Genomic DNA, 14,951 nt, shown 5'->3' with positions numbered 1-14,951 from the left:
CAGTGAAGCAGGGAGGCAACCGGCGCAACGTACTGGTTTCCGTGCGGCTGTACTCAGGCTGGCAAGACCACGATGCTGAACGCGCTGGCGGGATGCATTCCACCTCGCGAACGGGTCGTCACGTGCGAGGAGGTTTTCGAACTCAAGATTGCGCAACGTGACGTGGTGGGCCTCCAGTGCCGCCAGCCGTCCCTCGAAGGAACAGGGGAGATTCCCTTGCGCCGGCTCGTCAAGGAGGCGCTGCGCATGCGCCCCAGCCGCATCATCATTGGCGAGGTCCGCGAGGCCGAATGTCTCGACATGCTTGTCGCGCTCAATGCCGGCATTCCAGGGATGGCAACCATCCACGCGAACTCGGCGCGAGACGCCGTCGTGAAACTCTGTACCCTCCCACTCTTGGCGGGAGAGAACGTGTCCGACCGCTTCGTGGTGCCCACCGTCGCATCGGCGATCGACCTAGTGATTCACCTTGACCTCGACCATCGCGGTAAGCGCCACGTGCGCGAGATCATTGGGCTATCAGGTCGCGTCGAGGACGGCGTGGTTGAGGTGGCGGACATCTTCAAGGCTGAGAACGGCGGCTTGGTTCGCGGCACCGGGTTCCCGCCGCATGAGGAAAGGTTTGCTCACCGCGGCCTCGACCTGATGCAACTGTTGGGCGGTGCTGCATCGTGACCACTGTGTGGGGGCTGTGCCTTGGTGCAGGACTATTCCTGGTCTGGCGGTCGATGTGGGCCGGCGAGCGGGCCGCGCATCCGCGTTTCTCGCGTTGGCGGGCCAACGTCGCCGACTCCCTTGTCCAGGCCGGGATGCCGAATGTCACGCCGGGCGCACTCGTCGCAGCCTCGGTCATTGCGGGTGGCCTCGTCGCGCTCACTGTGGGTGGCCTGGCTACATCTCTTCCGATCGGCCTGTGCTTCGGCATCCTTGCGGGCCGCGCACCGAGCGCCCTTGTGGCGATGCGTGCCCGTGGGCGACGCGAATCGATGCGTACGGTCTGGCCCGACGTGGTGGACAACCTCGCGTCGGGGATTCGGGCGGGGCTTCCGCTTGCTGAGGCCCTCTCCCGGGTAGGAGAGACTGGCCCCGAGCAAGTGCGTCCAGCCTTCGAGGAATTCGCCCAGGACTACCGTGCCACCGGCCGATTCGCGGACAGCCTGGATGCCCTTAAGGCCCGCGTCGCAGATCCAGTGGCCGACCGCATCGTTGAAGCGATCCGCATCACCCGCGACGTGGGTGGCTCCGACGTGGGGCATGTGTTGCGCACCCTCGCCGAGTTTCTTAGGGACGACGCTCGGGCGAGGGGAGAGATTGAAGCGCGCCAGAGCTGGACGGTCAACGCAGCACGGCTCGCAGTCGCGGCTCCGTGGGTGGTGCTCGCACTGCTCAGTAGCCAGCCAAGCAACACGGCCGCATTCAATAGCCCTGCGGGCCTCATGGTGCTCGCGGTAGGCGGAGCGGTGACAGTGGTGGCGTACCGGCTCATGGTGCGAATTGGCCGACTACCGGAGGAAGTGCGGGTGCTCCGATGACGCCTGCCGCGATTGTATGGGGATTGACGCTGGGGCTGGGCCTGGTATTGGTCGCGTCGTGGTTAGGCGCGCGCCGAGCGACCCTTGAGCAACGAGTGGCGCCTCAGTTGCGCGAACACGGTCCAGTCGCCCGCGGAGGCAGGGTGTCCAAGCGCTCGGTCGTCGAGCGGCTTCTCGCGCCGGCACTACGGGACGGGGTTGGCGTGGTCGCTAAATGGGGTGCGCCTACCAAGGAACTTGAAGTACGTCTGCGCAGGGCGGGGTCAAACCTGAGTGTCGACCAGTTCCGCGCGGAGCAGGTGGTGTGGGCCATCGCCGGTCTGGTGGCGGGTCTGGTGTTGTCGGGCATTCTGGCGTCCACTCGCGCCTCGTCGCCACTTGTGTTGCTGGTGCTGACGGTGGTACTGGGCGGGGTCGCATTCGCAGCCAGGGACTACATGCTGACCCGTGACGTCGCCCGCCGCGAATCCGCGATGGCCGCGGAGTTGCCGACCATCGCCGAGCTCCTCGCGCTCTCGGTAGGCGCGGGCGAGGGAGCCCTCGGGGCGCTGGAGCGGGTGGTCGCCACTACGTCGGGCGAGCTCGCGCGTGAGCTGTCGCAGACCCTCGCGGAGGTGCGCGGCGGTTCGCCGCTCAGTGAGGAAATACGTGGGCTGGCTCAGCGCACTGGCGCAAGCGGAGTGAGGCGTTTTGCCGATGCGACGGCCACCGCGATCGACCGCGGCACCCCACTCGCCGCAGTGTTGCGGGCGCAGGCCCAGGACGCGCGTTCGGCGGGTCGGCGCGACCTCATGGAACAGGGAGGCAAGAAGGAGATCGCGATGATGGTCCCGGTTGTGTTTCTCATCTTGCCCATCACCATCGTCTTCGCAGTCTTTCCAGGACTCATTGCCATCGACCTGGGCGGCTAGGCCCCGTGTCAACCAATCAGGAGGAGATCACATGACCACATTTCAGAGGTATCTGCGCCAACTGCGCGACGAGAGTGGCCCGTCAGACCGTGGAGACGTTCCTGGCTGGGTGCTCATCACGCTCATGACCGCCGGTCTGGTTGCCTTAATTTGGGGTATCGCCGGACCCCGACTCGCCGACGTGTTTACCTCGGCCATTGACTCCGTCACCGGGGGCTAGGCGAGTCCGCGACGTCGGCAGCGCGACGGTTGAATTTTTACTCGTCTCCGTCCTGGTGGTGGCAGTCGCGCTCGGGGTCATCCAGCTGGCGATAGCACTCCACGTGCGCAACATCCTGATCTCCAGCGCGCACGAGGGCGCCCAGTATGCGGCGCTCGCGGACAAATCTCTCGACGACGGCGAGGCCCGTGCCGAGGTCCTTCTGCACGGCTCCTTGGGTGGAGTCCCCGCAAACTTTGCCGCGCAGCAGACCGTCATTGACGGCATGCCGGCTGTTGAAATGACGGTGTCGGCTCGAGTCCCCCTCATCGGCATGTGGGGCGCCGGCGAGCAGCACATCACCGCCCACGCGCTCGCGGAGGTGCCTCGTGGGTAGGCTGCGCCCCGCACGTCTGCGCACGTTGAGCGACGAGGGCAGCGCGAGCCTCGAATTCATCGCGCTCACCCTGCTGCTGCTCGTGCCCTTGGTCTATCTAGTCATCGCGCTGGGTCAAGTCCAGGCGGGTACTTTCGCAGCCGAAGCGAGCGCGCGAGACGCGGCTCGAGGTGCCGTCGTCGCCGGAGTCGCCGCACTGGAGGATGGAAGGACGGAAGCGGATGCGCTCGCGATCGCCGACGGCTACGCCCACGCAGCAAGCGCCGTCGCGATCACGGACTTTGGCCTGGGTGAAGCTGCGACCCACTCGATCGAATTGGGCTGCACTGAGAATCCTTGCTTCACCCCTGGAAGCGAAGTCACTTCACGCGTGAGTGTGACAGTGCCACTTCCTGGCGTGCCAGCATTTCTGCGTAACGCAGTTCCGTTGGCAGTGACGGTGAGCGCGGACGCTGCCTCGCCGGTTGACGGCATTGGCGGGGAACAGTGGCTCGCGGTGGGCGCGCCATGACACGTCGGGCCATGAGAAGGCTCGCCAAACGGCTGGCAGCCGATGCATCGGGTCCGCGCAGTGACGAAGGCACCATAGGGCTGCTCACCTTGGGCATGACAGTGCTCGCCTTGGCCTTGATCCTGGTGGTCTCTGCGGCGACGACGGTGCATACCCAGCACCTGCGCCTCGCCGCCATCGCCGACGAGTTGGCCCTCGATGCTGCCGACGCCGCGGACCTCGACGCCTACTTCACGGGGGAAGCTGAGGAGATCTTGGCTGGTGAATACGGCGTAGTGCTGTCGAGTGAGGCGATGCAGCGCGCAGTTGCTGATCGCGTCGCCGCCTCCGGCCCTAGGCTGGCGGGCGTTCGGGTGATCTCAGTGGCGACACCGGACGGCCAGAGCGCCGTAGTAACGGTGGGTCTCACCGTGCACCCGATGCTCGGGGCTGAAGGCCTCTTGCCTTTTCTCAGCGGTGTGAACCTCACCGCGACTGGTACCGCAAGGGCGTCCTAGCCGCAATCCCTGAACCCCATGCGTTGCGACCCGCGATGAGGGCCCTTGGTCCCGGTTCATGGCGATTGGCCAGACGTAGCGTTGAACCATCGCGTTGGCCCAACCCGGACCCGGCGCACAGGGAGCTCGCCATCATCCTTACGGCGAGCAAGAGGAGCACACCACCATGAGCATCGACACCCCCGCCGCACCGGCCGCCGCAAACAACGACACCGCCGGCGCCAGCAACTCCACCGCCGCGAACGAGCAGCCCACCCAGTGGGCCACGTTCACCCCCGGCCCGTGGTGTGACGCGATCGACGTGCGCGACTTCATTCAGCGCAACTACACCCCGTACGAGGGCAACGCTGACTTCCTCGCCGGTGCCACCAAGCGCACCACTCACGTGTGGGAGGAGATCACCAAGCTCTTCCCTGAGGAGCGCGAGAAGGGCGTCTACGACGTCGACGCCACCACGCCATCGTCTATTGCCGCGCACAAGCCCGGCTACATCGACCGCAACGCGGAGGTCATCGTTGGCCTCCAGACCGATGCCCCGCTCAAGCGCGCCATCATGCCTTTCGGTGGCTGGCGCATGGTCGCCAAGGCGCTGGAGACCTATGGGTACGCGGTGGATCCCGAGCTCGAGAACATTTTCAGCAACTACCGCAAGACCCACAACGACGGCGTGTTCGACGCCTACCCGCCGGACGTGCGCGCTGCGCGCTCCAGCCACATCGTCACCGGGCTGCCCGACGCGTACGGCCGCGGCCGCATCATTGGTGACTATCGCCGCGTGGCGCTCTACGGGGTTGACGCGCTCATCGCAGCCAAGAAGCTTGAGCGAGTGGGCCTGGACATGGAGCGTTCCACCGAGGACATCATCCGCGACCGCGAGGAAAACTCCGAGCAGGTCAAGGCGCTCAAGGAACTGAAGACGATGGCTGCCAGCTACGGCTTCGACATCTCCAACCCCGCCAGCAACGCCAAGGAGGCCGTTCAGTGGCTGTACTTCGCGTACCTCGCGGCCGTCAAGGAGCAGAACGGCGCGGCGATGTCGCTGGGACGTACCTCCACCTTCCTGGACATCTTCATTCAGCGTGACCTCGACGGCGAAGTACTCACCGAGGGTGAGGCTCAGGAGATCATTGACGACTTCGTGATCAAGCTGCGCATCGTCCGCTTCCTGCGCACCCCCGAGTACGACAACCTCTTCTCAGGTGACCCGACGTGGGTGACCGAGTCCATTGGTGGCATCGGAAACGACGGCCGCCCGCTGGTCAGCAAGAACTCGTTCCGCTTCCTCCAGACGCTGTACAACTTGGGCCCCGCGCCCGAGCCGAACCTCACGGTGTTCTGGTCCGAAAAGCTCCCTCAGGGATTCAAGGACTTCTGCGCCCAGGTGTCGATCGACACGTCCGCGATTCAGTACGAGTCCGACGAGCTAATCCGCTCTCAGTGCGGCGACGACGCGGCCATCGCGTGCTGCGTGTCCGCCATGGAGGTGGGCAAGCAGATGCAGTTCTTCGGAGCTCGCGTCAACCTCGCCAAGGCCCTCCTGTACGCGATCAACGGCGGCCGCGACGAGGTCTCCGGCAAGCAGGTATCGCCGGTCTCCGCACCTCTCGCCGATGAGGTCCTGGACTACGACGAGGTCCTCGCGGCCTTCGACGCCCAGCTGGACTGGCTCGCCCAGACCTACGTGGACGCGCTCAACTGCATCCACTACATGCACGACAAGTACGCCTACGAGCGCATCGAGATGGCGCTTCACGATGGCAACGTCCTGCGCACTATGGCCTGCGGAATCGCCGGCCTGTCGGTGGCAGCTGACTCGCTGTCCGCCATCAAGTACGCGACCGTACGCCCCGTGCGTGACGAGACAGGCCTGGTCGTCGACTACAACGTCAACGGCGAGTACCCCACCTTCGGTAATGACGACGACCGCGTCGATGACATCGCGGTGGACCTGGTCCACCGCTTCATGGCCAAGATTCGCCAGCAGCCCACGTACCGCGATGCGAAGCACACGCAGTCCGTGCTGACCATCACGTCCAACGTGGTTTACGGCACGGCCACGGGCAACACCCCGGACGGCCGCCGCGCCGGCGAGCCCTTCGCCCCCGGCGCCAACCCCATGAACGGACGCGACAACCACGGAGTCATCGCGTCGGCTTTGTCAGTAGCCAAACTGCCATACGCCGATGCTCAGGATGGCATTTCTTTAACCACCACTGTGGTCCCCACGGGCCTTGGGCGCGACAAGGCCGAGCAGGTCAAGAACCTGGTCGGAATCCTGGACGCGTACAACATCTCGGACGGCTTCCACCTGAACATCAACGTTCTGAACCGAGCAACCCTCGAGGACGCAATGGAGCACCCTGAGAACTACCCGCAGCTCACCATCCGCGTCTCCGGATACGCCGTCAACTTTGTGCGCCTGACTCGCGAGCAGCAGCTCGACGTCCTCTCCCGCACCTTCCACGCAGGACTCTAGGAGCACATCATGAGCATCGCCGCGGATCTCATCAAGTCACCGTCAATCTCAGTCGCCGACGAGGACCTTCGTCACTCGCTCCGCAACCCTGGCGAGGCAGGCTCCATCCACTCGTGGGAGATAGTCACCTCGGTTGACGGTCCAGGTAGTCGACTGACTATCTTCCTGGCCGGCTGCCCGCTGCGCTGCCTGTACTGCCACAATCCCGACACTTGGCAGATGCGCCGCGGTGAGCGTCACACGCTCGACGATGTCATGGCCAAGGTACGCCGTTACGCGCCGGTCCTCAAGGCAACTGGCGGGGGAGTCACCCTGTCAGGTGGCGAGCCGCTGCTGCAGGCCCAGTTCGTGGAGAGCATCTTTGCGGAGTGCAAGAAGCTCGGCCTCCACACGGCCCTGGACACCTCGGGGTTCCTGGGCGGCCGTGCGTCCAATCGACTGCTCAACGACACCGACCTGGTGCTGCTGGACGTGAAGTCCGGTCTGCCGGACGTCTACCGCAAGGCCACAGGCCGCCCGCTTCAGCCGACGCTCGACTTCGGTCGCCGCCTGGCTGCGCAGAACAAGAAGATCTGGGCCCGCTTTGTACTGGTGCCCGGCTTGACCGATGGCGAAGACAACGTCGAGGCGGTTGCGGAGTACATCGCTAGCCTCGACACTGTCGAGCGCGTGGAGGTGCTGCCCTTCCACCAGATGGGTAAGGACAAGTGGGCCGAGCTCGACGAGGCCTACGCGCTGGCGGACACCGAGCCGCCATCGGACGAACTCCTAGCGCGCGTGCGCGCTCAGTTCTCTCGCCGCGGACTCACCGTTTTTTAGGACCTCAGACTTCTAGGCGAGTCGACTCGCTCACCTAGGAATACACAAAATCGACCGGCCCACGGGACATGGTGCCGGTCGATTTTGCTGTCCCCAGCATCGGCCGATGCTGGTGCCGGCTTTTCCAGGCGGCCGCCAAGACCGCCGACAAGTCGGGACCAAGGGCCCGAGGAAACCGCCAAGGGCGGGCATAGCGTGGAAGTAGTTCATCGACCCGAATCCCGAGCCGAGTTCCCTCTTGAGGAGAAGTCCGGAAATGACCACCACGAACCCCGACGTGACTACCACCAGTTCGAAGGAAGGCGCCGTCGTTGACGTTGCTGCCGCCATCGACACCCTCGTTGAAAAGGCGCAGACCGCACTCGTGGAATACGACGCCTTCGACCAGGAACAGATCAACCACATCGTCAAGAAGGCCTCGGTCGCTGCGCTCAATCACCACGGCGAGCTCGCAGTTCACGCGGTCAAGGAGACCGGTCGTGGCGTATTCGAGGACAAGGCCGTGAAGAACATCTTCGCCTGCGAACACGTGACTCACTCGATGGGCCCCATGAAGACAGTGGGCGTCATCAACGAGGACCCGATCCTGGGTATCACGGAGATCGCCGAGCCCGTGGGCGTCATATGTGGCGTCACCCCGGTGACCAATCCCACCTCGACCGCAATCTTCAAGTCGCTCATCGCGATCAAGACTCGCAACCCCATCGTGTTCGCGTTCCACCCGAACGCTCAGCAGTCCTCCGTGGCCGCAGCCCGCATCGTCCGCGATGCCGCCGTCGCCGCCGGCGCGCCTGAGAACTGCGTGCAGTGGGTCGAGACCCCCTCACTCGACGCGACCGGACTGCTCATGAACCACCCCGGCGTCGCGCTGATCCTCGCCACCGGCGGCAATGCCATGGTGAAGGCCGCGTATTCGTGCGGCAAGCCCGCGCTCGGAGTGGGCGCCGGCAACGTGCCCGCGTACATTCACACATCCGCCAAGGTGGGTCGCGCTGTCAACGACATCGTGATCTCTAAGGCCTTCGACAACGGCATGGTGTGCGCCTCGGAGCAGGCGGTGATCCTGGACGACGCGATCTACGACGAGGCGCTCGGCCTGTTCGACCGCCTCCACGCGTACCGTGTCACCCCCGCAGAGAAGACCAAGCTCGAAGAGTTCATCTTTGGAGTCGCGGCCGACGGCTCAAACTGCGCCGGCGCCAAGCTCAATCCCGCTGTGGTGGGCAAGTCGCCGCAGTGGATCGCCGAGCAGGCCGGATTCTCCGTGCCCGACGAGACGTCCATCATTCTGGCCGAGGTCGCCGAGGTAGGGGAGGGCGAGCCACTCACCCGTGAGAAGCTGTGTCCCGTTCTCGCCGTACTGCGCGCCACGAGCACCGAGCAGGGCCTGACCTACGCCGAGCAGATGGTGGAGTTCAACGGACTCGGCCACTCCGCTGCCATCCACGCGACGGACGATGCGCTGATTCAGGAATTCGGGCGTCGCGTCAAGGCGGTTCGCATCATCTGCAATTCGCCCTCAAGCCACGGAGGAATCGGCGACATCTACAACGCTTTCCTGCCCTCACTGACGCTGGGCTGCGGCTCTTACGGCCACAACTCAGTCTCCAATAACGTGACTGCAGTGAATCTCATCAACGTCAAGCGAATCGGACGCAGGAACAACAACATGCAGTGGTTCAAGGTGCCCAGCAAGGTCTACTTCGAACCGAACGCGATCCAGTACCTGCGCGACATGCCAGACGTCGACCGCGTGACCATCGTCACCGACGCCACCATGACCCGCATCGGGGTCGTGGACACCGTCATCGACGTCCTGCGCCGCCGCAACAACAACGTGGCGCTGCAGATCATCGACAACGTCGAGCCCGAGCCCTCGATCGCCACAGTCAAGGCCGGCGCCGAGACGCTCCGCGCCTTCAAGCCCGACACGATCATCGCCGTGGGCGGTGGCTCGCCGATGGACGCCTCCAAGGTGATGTGGCTGCTCTACGAACACCCCGAGGTCGACTTCTCCGACCTCAAGGAAAAGTTCTTCGACGTTCGCAAGCGAGCCTTCACTTTCCCCAAGCTGGGCGAACTAGCCAAGCTGGTCTGCATTCCCACGACGTCGGGCACCGGCGCGGAAGTAACTCCGTTCGCGGTCATCACGGACACGGAGACGGGCCGCAAGTACCCGCTCGCCGACTACGCGTTGACCCCCACGGTCGCGATCATCGACCCCGTGCTGACGGCCAACCTGCCGTCCCGCGTGGCCGCGGACTCCGGCTTCGACGCCCTGACTCACGCCACCGAGGCGTACGTCTCTGTCTACGCCAACGACTTCACCGATGGCATGGCCCTGCAGGCCATCCGCCTGGTCTTCGAGAACATCGAAGAGTCTGTCACCGTTGGTGGCACCGCGGTCAAGGCTCGCGAGAAGATGCATAACGCGGCGACCATTGCCGGGATGGCCTTCGGTAACGCGTTCCTTGGACTGGTTCACGCCATGTCGCACGTGACCGGCTCGATGTTCCACGTCGCCCACGGCCGCACCAACGCGATCTACCTCCCGCACGTGATCCGCTACAACGGCAAGGTGCCCACCAAGCCCACGTCGTGGCCTAAGCAGGAGACCTACGTCGCCCCTGAGCGCTTCCAGGAGATTGCCAAGATGCTGGGCCTGGCCCACGAGACACCGGAGATCGCTGTCGAGGCTTACGCCACGGCGGTAGAGGAGTTGCGGGTCAAGGTCGGCATCGAGGGCTCCTTCCAGGAGGTGGGAGTGGACGAGGTGGCGTTCATGTCTAGCCTCGACACCTTGGCCATGAACGCCTACGAGGACCAGTGCGCACCGGCGAACCCCCGCCTGCCCATGCTGGACGACATGAAGATCATGATGGAGTCCGCGTACTACGGGGCGCGGTATGAGGAGGTCCGCGGCCGCGTGGTCACCGAGTCGGCCCCCAGCGCAAAGAAGGGCGACCGCAAGGCTAAGGCCTGACAACCCCTAGATCTCCGTCGGAACGGGGACACTCCGGCGGACCACCACGCCCCGGCCTCTGCAAAGAGGTCGGGGCGTCTTGGTGCCACACCGCCTGGCGATTCGCCTCATGCGCGCTACGTCCGCACCCCTAGTCGCCCGCTCCGTGAAACGCTCGTGCACAAATGTGTGCCCTAGGCCCAGATTTAGGGTGCGGGCGTTATTAGTGCCCGCCTACCAGGGGAGACAGCGCCCGTGCGATCATTGATGGGCGGCGGGTGAGGTGCTCCTCAGCGTCGGCGACGCTCATTGCGGCCAGCCCCGCGTTGGCGCCGATCCAGCGCAGGGGCTCCATCTCCCAGCGCCGGGACTGGTGCCCCACCCAGGGCAAGCGAGTCAAGGCGGTATCCTCGCCCAGGATCAAGTCGCGCAAGGTGCGGCCCGCGAGGTTGGTCGTGGTCACGCCGTCCCCCACATAGCCGCCTGCCCAGCCGAGGCCCGTGTGGGAGTCAAGCCCCACAGAGGCGTGCCAGTCTCGAGCTATCCCGAGCGCACCGCCCCAGCGGTGGGTGATAGCAACGTTGGCGAGCGTGGGGAACATCTCCGCCAGGCTGGCGTGCAACTTGGTGAACACCTTGGCGTGGGTATCGAACTCGGGCCGGGTCGCAGATCCAAAGTGATACGGCGCACCCCGCCCGCCGAAGATCATTCGACCGTCCGCCGTGCGCTGCCCGTACACGATGAGGTGGCGATAGTCGCTGAATGTCTCGCGTTGAGCGAGGCCGATTTCCTGCCACTGGGCATCGCTCAGCGGCGCCGTTGCGATCATGAGTGAGTAGACCGGCGCGACGGCGCGCTTGTAGCCCGGCAGCCCGGCCGTGTAGCCCTCGGTGGCGCGGATGACGTGCGTGGCAGTGATTTCACCGCCGGGTGTAATCACCTTGTGCGGGCTGATGGCCGTCGCGGGCGTGCCCTCGTACAGATCCACGCCCAGGCCGGACACGGCCGCCGCCAGTGCCCGCACCAGACGTGCTGGTTGAATGACAGCACAGTCCGGGGTGAAGGTGCCGCCCAGTGTTCCGGTGGCATTGAGTCGTTTTGCAGCGGCGTCACGGTCTAGGAGTTGAAGGTGATCGCCGAGCCCGAACTCGTTCGCCTCGCGCACCTCCGCCCTCGCGCGCTCCCATTGAAGGGCGGTGCGCGCCACGACTACCGTGCCGCCCTTGGCGATGTGGGCGTCCGTGCCGATGTCGCGTGCTGCGGTGATGAGTTCGTCCACCGAGGCCCGCATCGCGGCATCGAACGCGAGGGCCGAGTCGCGGCCGTGCTCCCTCGCGAGGGTGGCGAGTGAAGTGGGTAGGAGGGCCGATGCCCACCCGCCATTGCGCCCCGAGGCGCCAAATCCCGCGAATTCCTTTTCGACGATGGCGATGCGCGCTTCGGGCCGCGCGCGCCTGAGGTAGTACGCGGTCCACAGTCCGGTGAAGCCGGCCCCCACGATCGCGACGTCAACGTCGATGTCGCGCGCGAGGGGGCGGGTGGGAGTAATGGGAGAGTCGAGTCCGTCCAGCCACAGTGAGGGTGGAGGTGCGGTCACTTCACCCCCCATGAATAGGTTTGTTTGCGCAGTTCGAGATAGACGAAGGTTTCCGTGGTGACCACGCCAGGAATGGACCTGATCTGCCTACTGATCAGCGAATACAGGTGTGCGTCGGACTCGCACACCACTTCGACAAGAAGATCGAAGGACCCAGCGGTGATGACAACGTAGTCCACCTCGTCAATCGATTCCAGCGCATCGGCGACGGGTTCTGGCGGCCCGGATACCTTGATGCCCACCATGGCTTGGCGCGCAAATCCCATCTCGACGGGGTTGGTGACAGCGATGATCTGCATCACGCCGGTGTCGATGAGTCGCTGGACCCGACTGCGCACGGCGGCCTCGGACAGCCCCACCACCTTGCTGATAGCCGCGTAGGACAGTCGACCGTCGTGCTGCAACTGCTCGATGATGACCTTATTCACGGGGTCGAGCGGGCTGGTGTTCTTTGCGGAATCGGCATTGTTCATGGTTAGCAGTGTGGTCGCACCCGAGGGTCCGGTCAACCCGCCAGGCGGTTCAGTCCTACGGTTTCATTACAATCTTGTAAATACTTACGCTGGATTCGTGGCGAAAGTCCCCTTTTTCCAAGTAAATGCTCGCCAGGAGGGAATTTTCGTGCCAGTATCAATTTCAGAATCCCGCTGACGCAGGATCCGTGCACACATCGGAGTGAGGCGGACCTCTAGGTTCGCCTTCGTTGGAATTGACCATCAGGAGGTTGACGTGTCTGAAGTCTCGCCGGAGGAAAGCAGCAAGAAAGGCGTCTCGCGAAGAGGTGTGCTGATCGGAGGCGCGGCGGGTGTGGCCGGTATCGCGGCCTTCGCGTTCCTGAGTAGTCGCGGCAGTGGTGGCGTCAGTACCACCGCAGACTGCATCACGACCGACATGTCGGCCTCGGAGCCCACGCTCGCAGTGTCGAACTGGCCTGAGTACATCGATGTCGATGACGGCGACTATGTGTCCACGTTGACCCAGTTCCAGGAGGACTCCGGACTTCAGGTGACGTACACCCCAGACGTAAACGACAACCTCGAGTTCTTCGCGAAGGTGCGCAACCAGCTGGGCGCCTGCCAGCCGACGGGTCGGGACCTGTTCGTACTGACGGATTGGATGGCCGCGCGTATGGTGCAGGCGGGCTGGATGCAGAAGCTCGACAAGGCCAACGTGCCGAACCTCGACAAGAATCTCATCTCCTCCCTGCGCGGGCCCACCTGGGATCCCAACCGCGACTACTCCGCACCGTGGCAGGCGGGCTTCACTGGTATCGCATACAACAGGGCGCTCGTGCCAGAGGTGCGCACCATGGACGAGCTGCTGACGCGTGCCGACCTCAAGGGCAAGGTCACCTTGCTGACGGAGATGGAAGACACGATGGGCCTGCTGATGCTCTCGGACGGAGCGGATCCGGAGAACTTCACTGACGCCCAGTATTCGGCGGCCCTCGATAAGTTGTCGAAGGCGCGTGCAGAAGGCCAGATTCGCGCCTTCACCGGTAACGAATACATCAACGACCTGGCCGCAGGCAACATCGCGGCGTGCGTGGCGTGGTCCGGCGACGTGGCCGCCGCCGACAACGAGGATCTAGTCTTCCTGCCGCCGGAGGAAGGCATGATGATCTGGTCCGACAACATGCTGGTGCCAGTTCAGGGCTTGCACAAGGCGAACGCGGAGAAGTGGATCAATAACTACTACGATCCCAAGGTCGCCGCCAAACTGGCCGCCTATGTCTGGTACGTCTGCCCGGTTGAGGGTGCCAGGGAGGAGATGGAGTCGATCGACCCATCGCTCGTGGACAACCCGTTGATCTTCCCCACGGCCGAGTACTTGTCAAAGACTCACGGCTTCAAGGCGATCACGGATGCGGAGCGGGCAGTACTCGAGAAGGAATACACGAGTGTCATCGGATAGCGAGCCACGGCGCGACCTGCGCCTGAGCGGTTTACACAAGCGCTACTCCAACGGCTTCACCGCGGTGAAGTCGCTGGATCTCGTGATCCCCCAGGGTTCGTTCTTTGCCCTGTTGGGTCCGTCCGGTTGCGGCAAGACCACCACGTTGCGCATGGTGGCGGGCCTCGAAGAGGTGACCGCGGGAACCATAAAAATTGGCGACCAGGACATCACAGGCGAGAAGCCGTTCCGAAGGCCCGTCAATACGGTTTTCCAGAACTACGCGCTGTTCCCACACCTCACGATCGCGGAGAACATCGAGTTCGGGCCCAAACGTCGCGGAGTTAAGGAGTCTGCGTCGCAGGTGAAAGAGATACTTGAACTGACCGAGTTGACCGAGCAGGCGGGTAAAAAGCCGGCGCAGTTGTCGGGAGGCCAGCAGCAGCGAGTGGCGCTCGCGCGGGCGCTGATCAACCGCCCCGAGGTGCTGCTACTCGACGAGCCCCTTGGTGCGCTGGACCTGAAGCTGCGTCGTTCGATGCAGGGCGAGCTCAAGCGTATCCAGGAAGAGGTGGGGCTGACGTTCGTCCACGTGACGCACGACCAGGAGGAGGCCATGACCATGGCAGACACCGTCGCGGTCATGAACCAGGGTGAGATCGAGCAGTTGGGTTCACCGTATGAGCTCTATACCAACCCGCAGACCACCTTCGTCGCGAACTTCTTGGGCCGCTCGAACCTCATTAAGGGCACCGTAGTCGGGCGCGAAGGCTCTGGCGCCGATGCCGTGGTCAAGGTCGACATGTACGGAACGGTGGTCTCGATCAAGCAGGGCCGGGTGCACACGGACTCCACGGAGGGATGGATCGGCATTCGCCCCGAGAAGCTGCTGATCCAGCCAGAGGGTACGTCGCTCGCCGACCCGGGTAACCACTTCTCGAGCGCCGTCGTCATCGGGGCAAGTTATCTTGGTGTCTCTACGGAGTACGTGCTCAAGATGCCGTGGGGACAAGAACTCATGTGCTTTGAGCAGAACCGTGGAGTCCGCGGTGGTCTTGTTGAGCTCGGCACCAAGGTTGACGTGTCCTGGCGTCAGGAATACGTCTTCCTCCTCGACTCTTCGCAAGACGCCCAGGCCGGGCGCGAGGAGGAGTAGC

The 14,951-nt window shown here is 64.2% G+C and carries 13 protein-coding genes and 1 pseudogene; 12 read left to right on the top strand and 2 right to left on the bottom strand.

What is annotated here, in order from left to right; genetic code table 11:
* Positions 1-45 precede the first annotated feature (45 nt).
* The 10 genes and pseudogenes from AOP77_RS02230 to adhE all read left to right on the top strand — a co-directional run.
* A pseudogene (locus tag AOP77_RS02230) lies at positions 46-675 on the top strand (TadA family conjugal transfer-associated ATPase); the annotation flags it as partial.
* Positions 672-1,532: a type II secretion system F family protein gene (locus AOP77_RS02225; RefSeq protein ID WP_152649735.1), complete on the top strand. Its 861-nt coding sequence runs from the start codon at positions 672-674 to the stop codon at positions 1,530-1,532. The pseudogene AOP77_RS02230 and the gene AOP77_RS02225, both read left to right, overlap by 4 nt.
* On the top strand, positions 1,529-2,443 hold the full coding sequence (locus AOP77_RS02220) for a type II secretion system F family protein (RefSeq protein ID WP_062208794.1): 915 nt from the start codon (positions 1,529-1,531) through the stop codon (positions 2,441-2,443). The genes AOP77_RS02225 and AOP77_RS02220 overlap by 4 nt, the downstream gene beginning before the upstream one ends.
* Positions 2,444-2,474: 31 nt before the next feature.
* On the top strand, positions 2,475-2,663 hold the full coding sequence (locus AOP77_RS02215; RefSeq protein WP_062208791.1) for a hypothetical protein: 189 nt from the start codon (positions 2,475-2,477) through the stop codon (positions 2,661-2,663).
* Positions 2,641-3,039 carry a TadE/TadG family type IV pilus assembly protein gene (locus AOP77_RS02210; protein WP_062208788.1) on the top strand — a complete coding sequence of 133 codons (399 nt, stop codon included), beginning with the start codon at positions 2,641-2,643 and terminating at the stop codon, positions 3,037-3,039. Before AOP77_RS02215 ends, AOP77_RS02210 begins: the two co-directional genes overlap by 23 nt.
* Complete coding sequence (locus AOP77_RS02205) at positions 3,032-3,550, top strand: hypothetical protein (protein WP_062208786.1); 519 nt, start codon at positions 3,032-3,034, stop codon at positions 3,548-3,550. The genes AOP77_RS02210 and AOP77_RS02205 overlap by 8 nt, the downstream gene beginning before the upstream one ends.
* The gene (locus tag AOP77_RS02200; RefSeq protein ID WP_152649734.1) at positions 3,547-4,047 is read left to right on the top strand and encodes a hypothetical protein; all 501 of its coding nucleotides are present in this window, start codon (positions 3,547-3,549) and stop codon (positions 4,045-4,047) included. The genes AOP77_RS02205 and AOP77_RS02200 overlap by 4 nt, the downstream gene beginning before the upstream one ends.
* Before the next feature lie 166 nt (positions 4,048-4,213).
* Entirely contained in the window at positions 4,214-6,523 is a 2,310-nt protein-coding gene (gene pflB / locus AOP77_RS02195) for a formate C-acetyltransferase (RefSeq protein WP_084622173.1), read from the top strand.
* Positions 6,524-6,532: 9 nt separating this feature from the next.
* Positions 6,533-7,342, top strand: coding sequence for a pyruvate formate-lyase-activating protein (pflA, locus tag AOP77_RS02190; protein WP_062208780.1), 810 nt, complete (start codon positions 6,533-6,535; stop codon positions 7,340-7,342).
* Between the two features lie 256 nt (positions 7,343-7,598).
* On the top strand, positions 7,599-10,325 hold the full coding sequence (adhE, locus tag AOP77_RS02185) for a bifunctional acetaldehyde-CoA/alcohol dehydrogenase (RefSeq protein WP_062208776.1): 2,727 nt from the start codon (positions 7,599-7,601) through the stop codon (positions 10,323-10,325).
* Positions 10,326-10,527: 202 nt separating this feature from the next.
* Here adhE and AOP77_RS02180 read toward each other — a convergent pair whose 3' ends face one another.
* Together AOP77_RS02180 and AOP77_RS02175 are read right to left on the bottom strand one after the other, a co-directional pair.
* Complete coding sequence (locus tag AOP77_RS02180) at positions 10,528-11,901, bottom strand: NAD(P)/FAD-dependent oxidoreductase (protein WP_201774081.1); 1,374 nt, start codon at positions 11,899-11,901, stop codon at positions 10,528-10,530.
* Positions 11,898-12,374: an Lrp/AsnC family transcriptional regulator gene (locus AOP77_RS02175; RefSeq protein WP_062211338.1), complete on the bottom strand. Its 477-nt coding sequence runs from the start codon at positions 12,372-12,374 to the stop codon at positions 11,898-11,900. The genes AOP77_RS02180 and AOP77_RS02175 overlap by 4 nt, the downstream gene beginning before the upstream one ends.
* A 256-nt stretch (positions 12,375-12,630) precedes the next feature.
* Here AOP77_RS02175 and AOP77_RS02170 point away from each other — a divergent pair, with 256 nt between their 5' ends.
* Positions 12,631-13,815 (top strand): ABC transporter substrate-binding protein, encoded by a 1,185-nt coding sequence (locus tag AOP77_RS02170; protein WP_062208770.1) that lies wholly within the window; start codon positions 12,631-12,633, stop codon positions 13,813-13,815.
* Positions 13,802-14,950: an ABC transporter ATP-binding protein gene (locus AOP77_RS02165; protein ID WP_236685730.1), complete on the top strand. Its 1,149-nt coding sequence runs from the start codon at positions 13,802-13,804 to the stop codon at positions 14,948-14,950. The genes AOP77_RS02170 and AOP77_RS02165 overlap by 14 nt, the downstream gene beginning before the upstream one ends.
* Position 14,951 lies beyond the last annotated feature (1 nt).

Source organism: Demequina oxidasica (assembly GCF_000975115.1).
In the GTDB taxonomy this organism is placed as follows: Bacteria; Actinomycetota; Actinomycetes; order Actinomycetales; family Demequinaceae; genus Demequina; species Demequina oxidasica.
This window is presented reverse-complemented; position numbering and strand designations above follow the sequence as displayed.